Here is an 18,014-nt window from a genome sequence, read left to right on the forward strand (position 1 = left end):
CCAGGGGCATCATGCCATGCCCTGAAGCGCCGGGTGCACCAGCTTGCCGCCTTCGACATTGATGCCCGCCGCCAGCGGCGCGAAGTCGCGCCACTCGTTGCCGGCGGCCAGGCGCTGCACGTACGGCAGGATGGCGGCCGAGATGGCGGTGGACGAGGTCTGCGGCACGGCGCCGGGCATGTTGGTGACGCAGAAGTGGGTGACGCCGTGGACGTCGTAGGTGGGTTCCTTCCACGTGGTGGGGCGCGAGGTCTCGAAGCAGCCGCCCTGGTCGATCGAGATATCGACGAGCACGGAGCCCTTCTCCATCGTCTTGACCATGGCCTCGGTGACCACGCGCGGCGCCTTGGCGCTGGGGATGAGGACGGCGCCGACGACGATGTCGGCCGTGCGCACTTCCTCGGCCACCGACGACTCGTAGGCATACAGGGCGGTGACGTTCGGGCCCATGGCCATCATCTCGGCCATGCGATCCGGGCGCTTGTCGAACACGACCACGTTGGCACCGGCCTGGGCCGCCAGGGCCGCGGCGTTGCCACCGGCCACGCCGGCGCCGAGCACGACGACCTTGCCGCGCGGGGTGCTGGCCATGCCGCCGAGCAGCTTGCCCTTGCCGCCGTTGGGCTGGTGCAGGAGCGTGGTGCCGACCTGGGTGGCGATGCGGCCGGCGATGACCGACATGGGCAGGAGCAGCGGCAGGCCGCCGTTTTCTTCCACCGACTCGAAGGCCACGCCCGTGAGGCCGATGTCCAGCAGGCTCTTGGTGAGCGCCGGCTCGGCGGCCAGGTGCAGGTAGCAGAACAGCAGGTGGTGCTTCTTGAGCAGCTTGAGATCGCCCTCGATCGGTTCCTTGACCTTGACGATGAGCTCGCCCTTTTCATAGACGGCGGCGGCGTCGGGCACCACGGTGACGCCCAGTGCCGAATAGTCGCTGTCGGCGTAGCCGCTCTTGGTGCCGGCGCCCGACTGGATGAATACCTCGTGGCCACGGCGGACCAGGTCGGCGGCGGCGGCCGGGATGAGGGCCACGCGGCCCTCGAGGGTCTTGGTTTCGGAGGGGATACCAATGCGCATCTTAGGGAAGATCCTGAAAGTACAGAAATAAGCCCCCATGTGGGGACATGGGCGGCCACCGGCATGTAGCGGACGTCTTGAATCGCACCCCCGTCTTCCCCATTCTTGCGGGTCGACGCAATCTCGCCAAACCTCGACACGGCTTCAGCTTCCTGCCGCAAGAGGCGAGCGGTACGACTGAAACAGCCGCAGCAAACCTCAAGGATTATACATGAGCACCCCCAAGCACAGCCGCCTGCTGATCCTCGGCTCCGGCCCCGCCGGTTACACGGCCGCCGTCTACGCGGCCCGCGCCAACCTGAAGCCGATGATGGTCACGGGGCTCCAGCTGGGTGGCCAGCTGATGACCACCACCGAGGTCGACAACTGGCCGGGCGACGAGAAGGGTGTGCAGGGCCCCGAGCTCATGCGCCGCATGGCCGAGCACGCCGAGCGGTTCGAGACCGAGATGGTCTTCGACCACATCCACAGCGTGGACCTGGCCAACCGCCCGTTCCGCCTCAAGGGCGACGGCGGCGAGTACACCTGCGACGCCCTCATCGTCACCACGGGCGCCACCGCCAAGTACCTGGGCATCGCCTCGGAGGAGAAGTTCAAGGGCCGCGGCGTCTCCGCCTGCGCCACCTGCGACGGCTTCTTCTTCCGCGACCAGGACGTGGTGGTGGTCGGCGGTGGCAACACGGCGGTGGAAGAGGCGCTTTACCTCTCGAACATCGCCCGCAAGGTGTACCTGGTGCACCGCCGCGACAAGCTGCGCGCCGAGAAGATCCAGCAGGACAAGGTGTTCGAGAAGGCCGCGGCCGGCAAGATCGAGCTCATCTGGAACAGCCAGGTGGACGAGGTGCTGGGCGACGACTCCGGCGTCACCGGCGTGCGCGTCAAGGACGTGAACACCGGCACCCGGCGCGACCTCGATGCCCAGGGCTTCTTCGTGGCCATCGGCCACACGCCCAACACCGGCATCTTCGACGGCCAGCTCGACATGAAGGATGGCTACATCCAGATCCAGTCGGGCCTGGTCGGCATGGCCACGGCCACCTCGGTGCCGGGCGTGTTCGCCGCCGGCGATGTCGCTGACCATGTCTACCGCCAGGCCATCACCTCGGCCGGCTTCGGCTGCATGGCCGCGCTGGACGCCGAGCGCTGGCTCGACACGAACCACAAGCTCTGATGGCCTAAGGGCCCCATGCTCGACATCCGCTTCCTGCAGGGCCTGCGCGATGTCCCCGCCGCCGACTGGGACGCGCTCATTCCCGATGGCAACCCCTTCGTCTCCCATGCGTTCCTGCACGGGATGGAGGCGAAGGGCTGCCTGCGCGAAGACTACGGCTGGGCGCCCTACCATCTTGCCATCCATGAGAACGGCCGCCTCGTCGCGGCGGCACCCACCTACCTGAAGGGCAACTCGCACGGCGAGTTCGTCTTCGACTGGAGCTGGGCGGCGGCCTGGGAACGGGCCGGCGGGGCCTACTACCCCAAGATGCTGGTCGCGTCGCCCTACTCGCCCGTGCCAGGCCCGCGCCTGCTGGTGCGCGAAGGGCCGCTGGCCGAGGTGTACCGCAACCAGCTCACCGCGGCGCTCGTGGACGAGGCCGACCGGCTCGGGCTGTCGTCCATCCATGCCAACTTCCTCGCCGAGGCCGACCTGCACGCCTTCGACGACCGCTGGCTGGTGCGCGCGGACTACCAGTTCCACTGGCACAACGCCGGCTACGCCACCTTCGACGACTTCCTCGGCGCCCTTACTGCCAAGAAGCGGAAGAACATTCGCCAGGAGCGGGCCAGGGCGCACCAGGCCGGGCTGACGCTTCAGATGCGCGGCGGCGACGAGCTCAGTGACGACGAATGGCGGCAGGTGCACGCCCTGTATGAACTCACCTTCGACATGAAGGGCAACCACGCGGCACTCACCGCCCGGTTCTTCCAGTACCTGGGCCGCACCCTGGGGGCGAACGTGCAGGTGGCGATGGCCCGCGACGCCCACGATATCGTGGCCATGGCGCTGTTCCTGCGCAGTGCCGACGCACTGTACGGGCGTTACTGGGGCGCGAGCGTCGAGGTCTCGGGGCTGCACTTCGAACTCTGCTATTACCGCGGCATCGATTACGCGATCCGCGAGGGCATCGCCCGCTTCGAGCCGGGCGCCCAGGGCGAGCACAAGCTGGCCCGCGGCTTCCTGCCCACCCTCACCCACTCGCGCCACTACATCGCCCACGATGGCTTCCGCCGCGCCGTGGCCGAGGCCCTTGAACACGAAGCCGAACACCGCGAGGCTTACCGCGCCGAGCTGCTCACCCATTCGCCGTACGCGGACCGATGATTCGCCTGCCCCAGCTCCACCCTGCCCGCCCGCAGCTGTTCCCCGACCCGGAACAGGCACTGGACGAACCGAATGGCCTGCTCGCCTGGGGCGGCGACCTGTCAGCCGAGCGTTTGCTCGCCGCCTACTCGCAAGGCGTGTTCCCCTGGTTCAACGAGGACGAGCCGCTGCTGTGGTGGTCGCCTGACCCGCGCTGCCTGTTCCGCACGGATTCGGTGCATATAAGCCGCAGCCTGAAGAAACAGCTGGCGAAGACGAACTGGCGCCTCACGGCCGATACCTCGTTCGCGCGCGTCATGCGCGCCTGCGCCGAGCCCCGCCATGGGGAGACCGGCACGTGGATCACCGAGGAGATGATGGCGGCGTACCAGGAGCTGCACCGCATGGGCCACGCGCACAGCGTGGAGGCGTGGGATCGCGGCACGCTGGTCGGCGGCATCTACGGCGTCTGCATCGGCCGCCTGTTCTGCGGCGAATCGATGTTCAGCGCGCGCAGCGGCGGTTCGAAAGTGGCGCTGGCCGGGCTATGCCAGCTACTGCACGGCTGGGGCTTCCCGCTACTCGATGCACAGGTGACCAACCCGCACCTTTTAAGCATGGGCGCGATCGAAGTGCCGCGGAAACAGTTCGTGGCGCAGGCCAGGCGCCTGGCCGCGATGCCCGGCATGCCGGGCTCCTGGATCAAAGCCCAGGTCGCGATGCCCCTGTAGGAGCCCACCCTGTGGGCGACATCTCCTCGCGAAAAATCCACAGACCCTGTGGCGGCTGTACGAAAGGCGTCGCGCGCAAAGCGCGCTCCTACAAAGGGCGCCTCAGCGCGCCCTGTGCCCACTCATTTCTGCCCCCGCATTCCTCGGCAACAGCGCACACACCGGCGCGGCGATGAGCGAGATGAACGTGACCACCAGGAACGCCACCGAGAAATCGGGCATGGCGGCACTGTCGCGCCCATGCCACACGACGCTGACGTGCAGCGCGGCGGCGGCGACGCAGATGCCCAGCGACAGCATCAGCTGCTGGAACGTGGTGTAGAAGCTGGTGGCACTGGAGAACCGCTCGCTCGGCACGTCGGCATAGGCCACCGTGTTGTACGCGCTGAACTGCAGCGACTGGAAAAAGCCCGAGAGCAGCAGCACCGCGTAGATGATCCACAGCGGCCAATCGGGGCGGAACAGCGCGCACAGCGCCACGCACACCATGGAGAAAACGCCGTTCCATACCAGCGTGGCGCGGAACCCGAACCGGCGCAGCACGGGCGCGGCCGTGGCCTTCATCAACATGGCGCCAAGCGCCGAGACAAACGTGATGACGCCGCTGTGCGCCGCCGACAGGCCAAAGCCCAGCTGCATCATCAGCGGCAGCAGGAACGGCACGGCGCCCGCGGTGATGCGCGTGAGCGACCCGGCCACCACCGAGAGCCGGAACGTGGGGAAACGCATCAGCGACATGTCGAGGATGGGGTGCGCCACCTTGCGCGAATACAGCAGGTAGCCCGCGCCGCACACCATGCCCGCGATGATCAGCCCGGTGGACCCACCCAGCGACGCCGAGCCGCGGCTGGCCATCTCCAGGCCGAACACCAGGCACGACAGCGACGCGCCCGACAGCACGAAGCCCACGCGATCGAACGGCACGCGCTCGGTGAGGCGCACATCGGGGACATATTTAGTGGCCAGCCAGATGCCGGCCAGGCCGATCGGCACGTTGATGTAGAAGATCCAGCGCCACGACACCCACGTGACGATGAAGCCACCCAGCGGCGGCCCCACCACGGGGCCGATGAGCGCGGGCACCAGCAGCCACGACATGGCGCTGACGAGCTCGGATTTCGGCACCGAGCGCAGCAGCACGAGCCGGCCCACGGGCACCATCATGGCGCCACCGATGCCCTGCAGCAGGCGCGACACGACAAGCAGCGGCAGGTTGCCGGCGAGGCCGCAGAGGATGGAGCCGATGGTGAACAGCGCGATGGCCGCGCGGAACACGTTGCGCGAACCGTAACGATCGGCGATGGCGCCACTGGCCGGAATGAACACGGCCAGGCTCAGCATGTAGGACGTGAGCGCCACGCTCATGTGCAGCGGGGAGACGTCGAACGAGGCGGCCATGGCGGGCAGCGCGGTGGCCAGGATGGTGCCGTCCAATTGCTCCATGAACATCGCCGAGGCGATGATCAGGGCAACGGTACGAAAGCCTGGTGCGGTGCTCATCCGGGAATGCGCGGCGGGGAGAACGCGAGTTTAACAGAGCACGTGGAGCTCGCGGCCGCTTCTAAAGATCCGTTCATGCCCGGTGAGGGGGTCGACGAACCGCAGCTCGCGGGCCAGCAGGCAAAGCGGCTCGACGAAGCCCGGTGCCTCGTCGCGCAGCGCCGGGTAGAAAGTGTCGCCGGCGATCGGCGCGCCCAGCGCCGCCATGTGCACGCGAAGCTGGTGCTTGCGGCCGGTCACCGGCTCCAGCCGGTAGCGCCAGTGCGTCTCGCCGCGGGCGATCACGTCGATGCGCGTGAGCGCATTGGGTTCGCCCGGCGCCTCGGCCATGCGGAAGAAAGGCTCGCCGCGCACGAGGCGGCTCTCGCGGACGAGCGGGAACGACACCCCCGGCAAGGGGGGCGCCAGCGCCTCGTACACCTTGCCGATGCGGCGCTCGCGGAACAGCCGGCTGTACGCATCCCGGCTGGCCGGGCGTGCCGAGAACACCACCAGCCCCGCCGTGGCCCGGTCGAGCCGGTGCAACGCTACGAGGCCGGGCTGGCCAAGACGGCGGACAAGGCGCACCGACAGGGTCTCCTCGACATACGCGCCCGCGGGCATCACCGGCAGGAAGTGGGGCTTGTCGACCACGACCAGGTCGTCGTCCACGTGCACCAGGGTTTCCTCGAACGGCACGCGCGGCTCGGCCGCCACCTCGCGCCGATAGACCACGGTGGCGCCGGCCCGGTAGGGCGCATCGGGCGGCAGCGGGCCGTGGCCGTCTTCCACGAGGCCGCGCGCCATGCGCCCAGCCCACGCCTCGCGGCCCACGGCGGGGAAACGTTCGCAGAGGAAATCGAGGACGGTACACCACGCCCCCACGGGGAGGGCGACGCGGCTTGGCGGGAGGTCGGGCATCCAATCATTGTAGGCGCCCCCTGTGCGCATATACTGCAAACCCCCACCCCCATCGTCTGGTATCGAGGTTGTCGCGCGTGATCGGCCGGTTTTTCAGGAAGCTTTTCGGCGCCGGCACCCCTGCGACCCCGGTGGAGACCGAACGCGAGCATGCCTACGTGGCGGTCGCCGTCCAGCCGCCCGCGCATGGCAACGCCACCGCGGCGGAGGAAGTGGAAGACCGCTTCTACCGCATGCTGCTCGGCGTGGGCCCGTCGACCGAACCCGCCATGACCGCCACCGAGCAGGCGGCCCTGCGCCGCGTGCGCGATGCCTTTGGCGGCGAACGCTTCGACGTCGGCACCCTGCCCCGGCTGCCCTCGGTTGTGCCGCAGCTGATGCGCTCGCTGCGCAACACCGACAGCGACAGCCGCGCGCTCGCCGAGCAGATCGCCCGCGACACGGTGCTGGTCGGCGAGATCATCCGCGTCGCCAACAGCGCCTATTTCCGCACCGCCCGCCCGGTCACCGGCCTGCCCCAGGCCATCACGCTGCTGGGCCAGAACGGGCTGCGCCGCGTCGTGATGCAACTGGTGATGCGCCCCATCCTGCGCACCGACGCCGACGCCACCAGCCGCGCCGCGGGCGAGCGCCTGTGGGAGCACGCCGAACGCTGCGCCCGCACCTGCGTCTTCCTCAGCCGCCCGGCCGCCGATGCGTTCGAGGCGTTCCTTGCGGGCCTCGTCAGCCAGACAGGCGCGCAGACCATCCTCCTCGAACTCGATGCCGCGGGCCTGCCGCAGGACGGGCTCAGCCGGCCCTTCGTCGCGGCCATCGGCCAGCAAGTGGAGCGGCTCTCGCTCCACGCCGCCCGCTACTGGGAGTTCCCGTCGCGCGTGGTGCAGGCCCTGGCCGAGCGCGCCGACCCGGCCGATGCCGGCGCCCGCACGCCACTGGGCCGTGCGCTTCTCGCCGCCAGCCGGGTCGCGATGCTCGATGTACTGGTGGAACAGGGCCTCGCCGAGCCCGATAGCGTGCTGCTCGCCACCGCGGCGCAGGGCTTCAGCCAGGACCGCCTGCAGGCGGCCCACGACGACCTCAAGGCGCCGGACGCGGCCGAGGCCTGACGCCTCGCGTCACGTACCAGCGGGAAAACCGGTAGCTGGCAAAGCCCACGCCCACGATCGCCAACGTGGCCTGCCGCGCCGTCAGCATGTCGCGCCACAGCGCGAGGTCCACCGCGACGAACACGGCGAAGGCGGCCGCCCATGCCAGCGACGTGATCCGGTAGGCGCGTTGCCGCCCCGGCACCAGCGCGGCCGCCGGCGGGGCGAAATCACGCGTGAACGGCCGCCCCAACGCGACGGTGGCAACGATGACAAGGCTCAGGCCAGCGTCGACGATGGCCCTTGTCAGGCTGATGGCCAGCGCCTGGCCACGCAGCGCCACGACACACGCCACCCCCGCGAACAGCACGACAGTGCCCACGTCGAGGATGCGTACCCGACGCACGGGCCGCGTGGCGGCGTGCGCAAGCGAGCACGCGGCGACCCCCGCGGCCAGGCACAGGCCCGTCAACGGGTACCCAAGTGAACTGGCGGCCGCGAACGCGATGAACGGCAGGAAGGCCAGGAGAAGTGGCATGGAGAATCCCCGTCAATGCGACATCTTTACAGTGGAAAGATATGCTGGGGCGCACGCAAGTCGATGTCAAGGTGGATTTTTACAGTGGTAAGATCAAGTTCATGAAATCCACCCCGTACCACCATGGCGCCCTTCGCGACGCGCTGCTCGCCGCCGCCGAGACCGTGCTGAGACGGGACGGCCTGCCCGGCATGACCCTGCGGGCGGCGGCGCGCGAAGCCGGCGTCTCGCACGCGGCGCCCACCCACCATTTCGGCGACCTGACGGGCCTGCTCACCGCCCTGGCGGCCGACGGCTTCCGCCGCTTCGGCGAGGCCCTCCGCGCCGCTGTCACCGCGCCTGACGCGCGCCGGTGGGACGGCGCGCGTGCCTACATCGCCTTTGCGGTGGCAAACCCTGCTCTCTTCCAGCTGATGTTCCGCACCGATCGCCTCGACGACGCCAACGAGAGCCTGCGCGCGGCCCGGCTCCATGCGCTGCAGCACATCGCCGCCGCGCGCCACATGCCAGCCACCGACCTGAGCGTGGCGCAGCTGGGTGAAGTGCTCGGCGGGTGGGCGCTAGTGCACGGCTATACCCTTCTGCTCCTCGATGGGCGGCTCGCAGGCCTGCCACGCCTGGCGCCGGAAGGGACCACGGCCGACGCGCTACTCGACGCGATGTTCGCGGCCGCGGACGCGGGGCGGGCCGGGCCCCGCCGGCACGACTGAGAAACGCTGCCGGAATTGTCTCTACGGCGCCCCCGCGCTGCGCCGATAGTCCATCCATGTACACATGGATTTCCCTCATGGCTGGCGGCCCCCAGGACGGCCAGCGGTTCCGGCGCGATTTCTACGCGCCGCGCGCCACCCCACCCGCCATGCGGGCCAGCGACGGCAAGGTCTGCTGCCCCGTGGCCGTTCGCAACCTCGACGAGGCGTCCCTGTGCGTGGTGGTGCACCCGCAGGCCCGGGACGAGGAAATCGAGCGTGCCATCGACGGCATGGTGGCGGCCGCCGCCGCCCAAGGTCGGCGGAATTCCGGCAATTAATTCAAGAGTGTATAATCTGTCACTGATTCCTTTGGCAGGGTTTCCACCCCCTTGGCTTTTTCGGCACGCCTTCCCGAGGCCGGCGACGCGCTTGCGCGGCTCGCCTGGCAGGATTTCGAGCATCTGCTCGCGGAGCATTACCGCGGGCAGGGCTATCGCGTGGAGCTCGTTTCCGCCCACGACCTGAAGGCCCTCGGCAACGCGGGCCTCGACATGCGCATCCGCCGCGGCGGCGACACCGGCATCGTCCAGTGCGGCCACTGGGATGCCCTGTTCGTGGACGTGGCCGAAGTGCAGCAGCTGATGAGCGCCATGATCAACGAGGCCGCCGGCCGCGGCGTGCTCGTCACCCGCGGGTCGTTTACCCAGGCCGCCCGCAAGGCCGTCGCCCGCCAGCCGCGCATCCAGCTCGTCGATGGCGAGGTGCTGCGCGCCATGCTGAAGCTGCCCGACCACCTCGATACCTCCCTGCCCGGCACGCGCCCGGCCGAGAAGGTGGCCCGCACCGCCGCGGCGGCCAAGCGCCGCGCGCGCCGTGACGGCCGCCCCAGGCTGGTGCCGGCCCTCATGGGTGGCATGATCGCGCTGCTGCTGGGTTTCTTCGTGTGGCGTGCGTTCGTGGACCATGACGACGAGGCCCCGGCGGCGACGGCCTCGGCGCCTTTCGCCCAGGCCCCGGCCACCGGTACCACCGCGGCCATGCCGCCCCAGGCGGCCAGCGTCGCCGTGCTGCCGCCGCCTGCAGAAGGCCCCACCGCGCCCGCCACCACGCCGGTGGCGCCGGAGGTCACCGCGGTGCCGCCCGCCGCGCACGCGGACGAGGTGTCCCCGTCGCTGGCCCGCGAGCTGGCCGCGCGCGCCCAGGCCCGGCGCGACGACGAGGCCGCCACCAGCCGCAAGAAGGCCGACGACGCCTTGAAGGTCATGGAGCGCAACACGCGCGAAGTGGGTTCGTACTAGGCGGCCGCGCCAGCCCGCGCGTGTTCACGCGTTTGCCATCACCCCGGGCCTAGGCTGGGCGGAGCATATCCCCGTCCCCAGGCCCACCCATGACGAACACGCTCGATCCCGACCTGCTGCGCCGCATGCATGCGTACTGGCGTGCCGCGAACTACCTCACCGTTGGCCAGATCTACCTGCGCGACAACCCGATGCTCGAGGAGCCGCTGACACGCGAGCACATCAAGCACCGCTTGCTCGGCCACTGGGGCACCACGACCGGCCTCAACTTCGTCTACACCCACCTCAACCGCGCCATCGTCGAGCGCGACCTCAACATGATCTACGTGATGGGCCCCGGCCACGGCGGCCCGGGGCCGGTGGCACACACCTACCTCGAGGGCTCGTACACCGAGATCTACCCGCGCATCGACCGCAGCAAGGCCGGCATGCGCGAATTGTTCCGCCAGTTCTCGTGGCCGTATGGCATCCCCAGCCATGTCGCGCCGGAGACACCGGGCTCGATCCATGAAGGCGGCGAGCTCGGTTATTCGCTCTCGCACGCCTACGGCGCGGCATTCGACAACCCCGAGCTCATCGTCGCGTGCGTGGTGGGCGACGGCGAGGCCGAGACCGGCGCGCTCGCCACCAGCTGGCATTCGAACAAGTTCCTGAACCCCGTGCGCGACGGCGCCGTATTGCCCATCCTGCACCTCAACGGCTTCAAGATCGCAAACCCCACGGTGCTCGCGCGCATCGAGCCCGACGAGCTGCGCGACCTGATGCGCGGCTATGGCTACGAGCCGCACTTCGTCGAAGGCCACGAGCCCGAGGCGATGCACCAGGCCTTCGCTGCGGCGCTGGACACCTGCCTCGACGAGATCCGCCGCATCCAGAAAGACGCACGCGAAGAAAGCGCCGAGAACGCCAGGCGGCCACGCTGGCCGATGATCGTATTCCGCAGCCCAAAGGGCTGGACCGGCCCGAAGGAAGTGGACGGCAAGCCCGTCGAAGGCACGTGGCGCGCGCACCAGGTTCCCTTGTCGAACTTCGACTCCGACGAGCACGTGCGGCAGCTTGAAGAATGGATGAAGAGCTACGACGCGCACGAGCTGTTCGACGAGGAGGGCCGTTTCCGCGAGGAATACGCCTCGCTGGCCCCCAAGGGCCAGCGGCGCATGGGCATGAACCCGCACGCCAACGGCGGCTTGCTGCTGAAGCCGCTGCACATGCCGCACTTCGCGCCCTTCGCCGAAGACGTGAAGGCACCCGGTGACCACAAGGCCGAGGCCACGCGCGTGCTTGGCCGTTTCCTGCGCGAGGTGATGCGGCAGAACATGCGCACCTTCCGCGTGTTCGGCCCTGACGAAACCGCGTCGAACCGGCTTGAGGCCATCTACGAGGCGAGCCCCAAGACCTGGCTGGCCGAATACCAGGGTGTCGACGTCGACCTGGCACCTGACGGCCGCGTCATGGAGATGCTGAGCGAGCACCAGTGCCAGGGCTGGCTCGAGGGTTACCTCCTCACGGGCCGGCACGGCTTTTTCTCGTGCTACGAGGCGTTCATCCACATCATCGACTCCATGTTCAACCAGCATGCGAAGTGGCTGAAGACCACGCGCAAGATGGATTGGCGGCCGCCCGTGGCGTCGCTGAACTACCTGCTCAGTTCGCACGTATGGCACCAGGACCACAACGGGTTCTCGCACCAGGATCCTGGCTTCATCGACCACGTGGCAAACAAGAAGAGCGAGATCGTCCGCATCTACCTGCCACCGGATGCGAATTGCCTGCTCTCGGTCGCGGACCATTGCCTGCGCAGCCGCCACTACGTCAACGTCATCATCGCGGGCAAGCAACCCGACTGGCAGTGGCTCGACATGGAGGCCGCGATCCGCCATTGCACCGCTGGCGCCGGCATCTGGGAATGGGCCGGCCGCGGCGGCGACGACCCGGAGGTGGTGATGGCCTGCGCGGGCGATGCGCCCACGGTGGAAGTGCTGGCGGCGGTGATGCTGCTGCGCGAGTACGTGCCCGACCTGCGCATCCGCGTGGTGAACGTCGTGGACCTGATGTCGCTGGAAACGCCCGACGAGCACCCGCATGGCATGGACGACGACCAGTTCGACGACCTGTTCACCCGGGACAAGCCCGTGGTGTTCGCATTCCACGGCTATCCCGGCATCGTGCACAAGCTCACCTACCGGCGGCATAACCACGATAACTTCCATGTGCGCGGTTACAAGGAAGAAGGCACCACGACCACGGCGCTGGACATGATGGTCCTCAACAACATGGACCGTTTCCAGCTCGCCCTCGATGTCATCAACCGCGTGCCCCGCCTCGCCGGCGAGCGCGAAAAAGCCGAGCAGCGCTACTGGGCCGACATCCAGCGCCACAAGCTCTACGTCAGCGAGCACGGCCAGGACCTGCCCGAGGTACGCGACTGGCAATGGCAGCCCGAAGCCTGACCCGCACCACCCCTGTGGGAGCGCGCTTGCGCGCGATCGCGCGCAAGCGCGCTCCCACAGGGGTAGCTATCCGCATGGAGACCGCATGCACATCCTTGCTCTGAACGCTGGCTCGTCGTCGTTGAAATACGGGCTTTACCGCGTTGACGGCGACACGGTGGAGGCGCTCTTCGCGGACCAGGCCGATGCCCCCGGGGCCGGCGGCGACCCCGTCAAGGCCATCACGGACACACTGCGCGCCAACCACCTGCCGCCGCCCGAGGCCATCGGCCACCGCATCGTCCACGGGGGCCCGAACATCCGCCACCATGCGGTGATCGACAACGCGCTGATGGCGCACCTCGAGGAAGCGAAAGCGTTTGCACCGCTCCACGTGCCACCGGCGCTCGAGATGGTGAAGCGAGCCCGCGAGGCGTTCCCGAAGGCACCGCAGGTCGCCTGCTTCGACACCGCGTTCCATGCGACGATGTCCGCGGTGGCGAGAACCTTGCCGCTACCCGAGAACCTCCGCCAGGGTGGCATCGAGCGCTACGGTTTCCACGGCCTGTCGTACGAATCCATCGTGCGGCAGCTTGGCGAAAGCATCCCCGCGCGCGTTGTCATCGCGCACCTCGGCAACGGGGCGAGCCTGTGCGCGGTGCGCGATGGAAAATCCATCGACACAACCATGGGCCTCACGCCTACGGGCGGCATCGTCATGGGCACGCGGCCAGGCGACCTCGACCCGGGCGTGCTGCTGTACCTGATGCGCGAGAAAGGCTACGACGCGGAACGGCTCGAACAGCTCGTCGACCGCGAGTCGGGCCTGAAGGGGTTATCCGGCGGTACCAGCGACATGCGCAAGCTCCACGCGGCGAAGGACGATGCCTCGCGCCTTGCCCGGGATGTGTTCGTGCACGTGGCACGCAAGCACGTCGCCGCGATGGTGGCCTCTCTAGGCGGCATCGACCTGCTCGTCTTCACCGGCGGCATCGGCGAAAACGACGCGGTGACGCGCGATGCGATCCTCGCGGGGCTGCAGTGGATAGGGAACTTCGAGGCGCGCGTGGTCGTTACCGAGGAAGACGCGCAGATCGCGCGGCACACGGCAAAACTAACCGCATGAACCACGTCACAGCCAAACGCGCTTTGTAGGAGCCCACCCCGTGGGCGACCCACCTCGCCCAAACGCGCCATGCAAAAGCATCGCCCACGGGGTGGGCTCCTACATGGCCGTTATTCGACCACGACCGGGATCTTGCCGATCTTCGAGCGCCATTCCTTCGGGCCGGTGGTATGCACCGAGGTGCCGGCGCTGTCGACGGCCACCGTGACGGGCATGTCCTGCACCTCGAACTCGTAGATGGCTTCCATGCCCAAATCCTCGAACGCGAGCACGCGCGAGGCCTTGATGGCCTTGGAAACAAGGTAGGCGGCACCGCCGACGGCCATGAGGTACACGGCCTTGTTGTCGCGGATGGCGTCGATGGCCGTCGGGCCGCGCTCGCTCTTGCCCACCATGCCGAGCAGGCCCGTGGTCTCGAGCATCTGCCGGGTGAACTTGTCCATGCGCGTGGCGGTGGTGGGGCCGGCGGGACCGACCACTTCATCGCGGACCGGGTCGACCGGGCCCACGTAATAGATGAATCGGTTGGTGAAATCGACCGGCAGCGTTTCGCCGCGGTTGAGCATGTCGATCATGCGCTTGTGCGCGGCGTCGCGGCCCGTGAGCAGTTTGCCGTTGAGCAGGATCACCTCGCCCGGCTTCCAGCTGTTCACTTCTTCGCGGGTGATGGTGTCGAGGTTCACGCGACGGCCCTTCGAGCTGTCGTACGTGAGCTTCGGCCAGTCCTCCAGCGACGGCGGCTCGAGCATGACCGGGCCGGAGCCGTCGAGCACGAAGTGCGCGTGGCGCGTGGCGGCGCAGTTCGGGATGATGGCCACGGGCAGGTTGGCCGCGTGCGTGGGGTAATCGCTGACCTTGACGTCGAGCACGGTGGTGAGGCCACCCAGGCCCTGCGCACCGATGCCGAGCGCGTTCACCTTCTCGTACAGCTCAAGGCGCAGCTCCTCGGCGCGGTTGGACGCGCCCCGGGCCTGCAGCTCGGTGATGTCGATCGGCTCCATGAGCGACTCCTTCGCCAGCAGCATGGCCTTCTCGGCCGTGCCGCCGATGCCGATGCCGAGCATGCCCGGCGGGCACCAGCCGGCGCCCATGGTCGGCACCGTCTTCAGCACCCAGTCGACGATGGAGTCGGAGGGGTTGAGCATGGCGAACTTCGACTTCGCCTCGGAACCACCGCCCTTGGCGGCGACGGTGACGTCGAGTTTGTCGCCCGGGACGATGGAAACGTTGATGACTGCCGGCGTGTTGTCGCGCGTGTTCATGCGCTTGCCGGCCGGGTCGGCCAGCACCGAGGCGCGCAGCTTGTTGTCCGGGTGGTTGTAGGCGCGGCGTACACCTTCGTTCACCATGTCTTCCACGCCCATGGTGGCATCGTCCCAACGCACGCCCATGCCCACCTTGAGGAACACGGTGACGATGCCGGTGTCCTGGCAGATCGGGCGGTGGCCTTCGGCGCACATGCGCGAGTTGATGAGGATCTGTGCGATCGCATCCCTGGCCGCGGGGCTCTCCTCGCGCTCGTAGGCGGCGGCGAGGTTCTTGATGTAATCCACCGGGTGGTAGTACGAGATGTACTGGAGGGCGTCTGCGACGCTCTGGATGAGGTCGTCCTGCTTGATCGAGGTCATGGTGCTACCGCTGGCTCGTGGGGCTGGCAAAGCACCGATTTTAGCCCACCTTGGCCGGTGTAAGGTGGATGGGCCCGGGCCGGTCTGTATGCCGGTACACCCTGCACAACGGAGTTCCCATGCGTTTCCGCTTCCGCAACGCCCTCTTCGCCCTGGCCCTGGTGGCCACCGCCGTGGGCTTCGCCCGCCCGGCCACCGCCGCCCAGACCGCCCCGGAATTCACCGGTATCGCCGCCTGGCAGAACTCCAAGCCCCTGAAAATGAGCCAGCTGCGCGGCAAGGTGGTGCTCATCGATTTCTGGGCCTACTCCTGCATCAACTGCCTGCGCACCCTGCCCCACGTCACCCGCTGGTACGACCAGTACAAGGACAAGGGCCTGGTGGTGGTCGGCGTCCACTCGCCGGAGTTCCCGTTCGAGAAGCAGGAAGGCAACGTCCGCGACGCCATCAAGAAGTTCAACATCCACTACCCGGTGGCCCAGGACAACGACCTGGCCACGTGGGATGCCTGGGATAACCAGTACTGGCCCGCCGAATACCTGGTGGACCAGCGCGGCAATGTCGTCGCCCACCACTTCGGCGAAGGCAATTACATGGAAATGGAAAACGCCATCCGCACCCTGCTCGGCCTGCCCCGCCTCGCCGACGCCAAGGCGGAAACCGACAAGGACGCACCCGATTTCAACCAGCTGGGCTCGCCGGAGATGTACTTCGGCAGCGACCGCAGCAAGAACAACGCAAGCCCCGAGGGCGACCGCACCGGCACCCGCGATTTCACCGCGCCCAGCCGCCTCGAACTGAACCAGTTCGCGCTGGTGGGCAAGTGGGAGATCGGCCGCGAGAACGCGAGCCTGGTGGGCTCCAGCGGTGAGATCCGCCTGCATTTCAAGGCGAAGAAGGTGCACATGGTGGCAAGCGCCAACGATGCGGTAACGCTGGAGATCGCGGTGGACGGCAAGCCGCAGGCCCCGGTCACGGTGCAGGCATCGCAGCTCTACACGCTGTTCGACGGCGATGGCTACAAGGACCACGTCCTCACCATCAAGGTGCCGAAGGCCAACTTCCATGCGTTTACCTTCACCTTCGGCTAAACCGGCCTTGGCAACCCAGGTGTAGGAGCCAGCTCGCTGGCGACATCTTTCGCGAGAGAGCCGCAGGGCCTGATGCGCCTGGCCGAAAGATGTCGCGTGCAAGCACGCTGCTACAGGGGGTGGACGCCGCGGGGTTGTAAGAGTGTTTCTTAAGATATATCGTACGATCACTACGTACGATATATCGGAGAAACCCATGCACTTCTGGCACCACGCCAAGCGCCACCTCCATGACCACTTCCACGACCGCATGCACGCCATGGGCCGTGGCGGCCGCTTCGGCGGTGGCCACCCGTTCGGATTCGACGACCGCGAAGGCGGCATGCGCGGCGGGCGCGGGGGTGGCCGGTTCGGCGGCGGCCGCATGTTCGGCACCGGCGACCTGCGCCTGCTCCTCCTCGCCCTCATCGAAGAACAGCCCCGCCACGGTTACGAGCTCATCCGCACCATCGAAGAAATGTTCGATGGCCAGTACAGCCCAAGCCCCGGCGCCATCTACCCCACCCTCACCATGCTCGAAGAGCTCGGCTACGCGCGCGTCGAGGCCGAGACGGGTGGCAAGAAGCTCTATGCCATCACCGACGAGGGCAAGGGGTTCCTCACCGAAAACCGCGACACGCTCGATGCACTGACCGAACGCCTGCAGGTGATGTCCCGGCACATGCGCCGCATGACGGTGCCCGGTGCCGTGCGCGACGCCATGCACGTGCTGAAGCACCAGCTGGTGAACCACCACAAGGCGTGGGACGAGGCCGAGGCCCGGCGCGTGGCCGCCATCGTCGAAGCCGCGGCAAAGCAGATCGCGGAGCGCAACGGATGAGCGGCAAGCACGAGATCCAGCGCGTCCGCCACGAGGTGAGGATGCGCATGCTCACCGTCGTGAAGGTCATCGAACTCACCCCGCACATGGTGCGTGTCACCGTGCAGGGCCCCGAGCTGGAAGGTTTCCCGTCGGCTTCGCCGGATGACCACGTGAAGCTGTTCTTCCCGGTCGACGATGGCCAGTTCAACATGCCGGTAATGACGCCGGATGGCCCCGTGTACCCGGAGGGCAAGACCCCGTCGCCTGCCCGCGATTACACGCCACGCGCGTTCCGGCCCGATGCGCTCGAGCTCGACATCGACTTCGTCATCCATGGTGATGGCCCTGCCTCGACCTGGGCAGAAAGCGCCAGGGTGGGCGACAAGCTCGGCGTCGGTGGCCCCCGTGGCTCCATGATCGTGCCCGGCGACTACGACCACTACGTGCTCGTCGGTGACGAAACCGCCCTGCCTGCCATCGGCCGGTGGCTGGAAGAGATGCCTAAGGGCACGGCCGTGACCGTCCTCGCCGAGATCGCGTCCGCCGCTGAAAAGCAGCCTTTGGCCCGCGACGTCCAGTGGTTCATCCGCGGCGAGTCGCCGTCGCTGGACGAGGCAGTGGCCAGCCTGGCCATACCCACGGGCGACACGTTCTGGTGGGTCGCCACGGAATCGAAGCGGGCCCGTGGCCTGCGTTCGCTCCTGGTGGAACACCGCGGCATCGACAAGGACTGGGTGAAGGCCACGGGCTATTGGGTGGCCGCGCCGGCGTTGTGACGTTGGCGTGGGGGCATCGCGCGCAAGCGCGCTCCCACAAGGTGC

The 18,014-nt window shown here is 68.0% G+C and carries 17 protein-coding genes; 12 read left to right on the forward strand and 5 right to left on the reverse strand.

Translation table 11 applies throughout. The annotated features are described in order from the left end of the window. Positions 1-9: 9 nt before the first annotated feature. Positions 10-1,074: an alanine dehydrogenase gene (locus VI08_RS12480; protein WP_045829905.1), complete on the reverse strand. Its 1,065-nt coding sequence runs from the start codon at positions 1,072-1,074 to the stop codon at positions 10-12. Between the two features lie 211 nt (positions 1,075-1,285). Between VI08_RS12480 and trxB the strand changes: the two genes are divergently transcribed. From trxB to aat, 3 genes are read left to right on the forward strand one after another with little or no spacing between them, the layout of a single operon-like run. Then, on the forward strand, positions 1,286-2,245 hold the full coding sequence (trxB, locus tag VI08_RS12485) for a thioredoxin-disulfide reductase (RefSeq protein ID WP_045829906.1): 960 nt from the start codon (positions 1,286-1,288) through the stop codon (positions 2,243-2,245). A 15-nt stretch (positions 2,246-2,260) separates the two neighbouring features. Beyond that, entirely contained in the window at positions 2,261-3,394 is a 1,134-nt protein-coding gene (locus VI08_RS12490) for a GNAT family N-acetyltransferase (RefSeq protein ID WP_045829907.1), read from the forward strand. Then, complete coding sequence (gene aat, locus VI08_RS12495; RefSeq protein WP_045829908.1) at positions 3,391-4,104, forward strand: leucyl/phenylalanyl-tRNA--protein transferase; 714 nt, start codon at positions 3,391-3,393, stop codon at positions 4,102-4,104. The genes VI08_RS12490 and aat overlap by 4 nt, the downstream gene beginning before the upstream one ends. A 102-nt stretch (positions 4,105-4,206) precedes the next feature. Here the strand turns inward: aat and VI08_RS12500 are convergent, their stop codons facing one another. Together VI08_RS12500 and VI08_RS12505 are read right to left on the reverse strand one after the other, a co-directional pair. Continuing rightward, positions 4,207-5,604, reverse strand: coding sequence for an MFS transporter (locus tag VI08_RS12500; protein WP_045829909.1), 1,398 nt, complete (start codon positions 5,602-5,604; stop codon positions 4,207-4,209). 30 nt (positions 5,605-5,634) lie between these two features. Further along, positions 5,635-6,504 carry a pseudouridine synthase gene (locus tag VI08_RS12505; RefSeq protein WP_045829910.1) on the reverse strand — a complete coding sequence of 290 codons (870 nt, stop codon included), beginning with the start codon at positions 6,502-6,504 and terminating at the stop codon, positions 5,635-5,637. A gap of 77 nt (positions 6,505-6,581) precedes the next feature. Between VI08_RS12505 and VI08_RS12510 the strand changes: the two genes are divergently transcribed. After that, entirely contained in the window at positions 6,582-7,610 is a 1,029-nt protein-coding gene (locus VI08_RS12510) for an HDOD domain-containing protein (RefSeq protein ID WP_052697881.1), read from the forward strand. Here the strand turns inward: VI08_RS12510 and VI08_RS12515 are convergent. Continuing rightward, positions 7,582-8,127 (reverse strand): hypothetical protein, encoded by a 546-nt coding sequence (locus VI08_RS12515; RefSeq protein WP_045829911.1) that lies wholly within the window; start codon positions 8,125-8,127, stop codon positions 7,582-7,584. The genes VI08_RS12510 and VI08_RS12515 overlap by 29 nt on opposite strands. A 101-nt stretch (positions 8,128-8,228) precedes the next feature. Between VI08_RS12515 and VI08_RS12520 the strand changes: the two genes are divergently transcribed. From VI08_RS12520 to VI08_RS12540, 5 genes are all read left to right on the forward strand, one after another. Continuing rightward, positions 8,229-8,837: a TetR/AcrR family transcriptional regulator gene (locus VI08_RS12520; RefSeq protein WP_198148940.1), complete on the forward strand. Its 609-nt coding sequence runs from the start codon at positions 8,229-8,231 to the stop codon at positions 8,835-8,837. A 77-nt stretch (positions 8,838-8,914) separates the two neighbouring features. Further along, on the forward strand, positions 8,915-9,157 hold the full coding sequence (locus VI08_RS12525) for a hypothetical protein (protein ID WP_045829912.1): 243 nt from the start codon (positions 8,915-8,917) through the stop codon (positions 9,155-9,157). A gap of 51 nt (positions 9,158-9,208) precedes the next feature. Beyond that, complete coding sequence (locus VI08_RS20915; RefSeq protein WP_052697886.1) at positions 9,209-10,117, forward strand: restriction endonuclease; 909 nt, start codon at positions 9,209-9,211, stop codon at positions 10,115-10,117. Between the two features lie 89 nt (positions 10,118-10,206). Then, positions 10,207-12,567, forward strand: a complete 2,361-nt coding sequence (locus tag VI08_RS12535) for a phosphoketolase family protein (protein ID WP_045829913.1) — start codon at positions 10,207-10,209, stop codon at positions 12,565-12,567. A gap of 85 nt (positions 12,568-12,652) precedes the next feature. Then, positions 12,653-13,672 (forward strand): acetate/propionate family kinase, encoded by a 1,020-nt coding sequence (locus VI08_RS12540; protein WP_045829914.1) that lies wholly within the window; start codon positions 12,653-12,655, stop codon positions 13,670-13,672. A 110-nt stretch (positions 13,673-13,782) separates the two neighbouring features. Here VI08_RS12540 and VI08_RS12545 read toward each other — a convergent pair whose 3' ends face one another. After that, entirely contained in the window at positions 13,783-15,300 is a 1,518-nt protein-coding gene (locus tag VI08_RS12545; RefSeq protein ID WP_045829915.1) for a fumarate hydratase, read from the reverse strand. 119 nt (positions 15,301-15,419) lie between these two features. Between VI08_RS12545 and VI08_RS12550 the strand changes: the two genes are divergently transcribed. The 3 genes from VI08_RS12550 to VI08_RS12560 all read left to right on the forward strand — a co-directional run bounded on the left by VI08_RS12550 (position 15,420) and on the right by VI08_RS12560 (position 17,969). Beyond that, positions 15,420-16,391, forward strand: a complete 972-nt coding sequence (locus tag VI08_RS12550) for a thioredoxin family protein (RefSeq protein WP_052697889.1) — start codon at positions 15,420-15,422, stop codon at positions 16,389-16,391. Between the two features lie 196 nt (positions 16,392-16,587). Then, on the forward strand, positions 16,588-17,211 hold the full coding sequence (locus VI08_RS12555) for a PadR family transcriptional regulator (protein ID WP_045829916.1): 624 nt from the start codon (positions 16,588-16,590) through the stop codon (positions 17,209-17,211). Next, complete coding sequence (locus VI08_RS12560) at positions 17,208-17,969, forward strand: siderophore-interacting protein (protein ID WP_045829917.1); 762 nt, start codon at positions 17,208-17,210, stop codon at positions 17,967-17,969. Before VI08_RS12555 ends, VI08_RS12560 begins: the two co-directional genes overlap by 4 nt. Positions 17,970-18,014: the final 45 nt, after the last annotated feature.

The organism is Luteibacter yeojuensis, assembly GCF_000964085.1.
Classification (GTDB): Bacteria; Pseudomonadota; Gammaproteobacteria; order Xanthomonadales; family Rhodanobacteraceae; genus Luteibacter; species Luteibacter yeojuensis_A.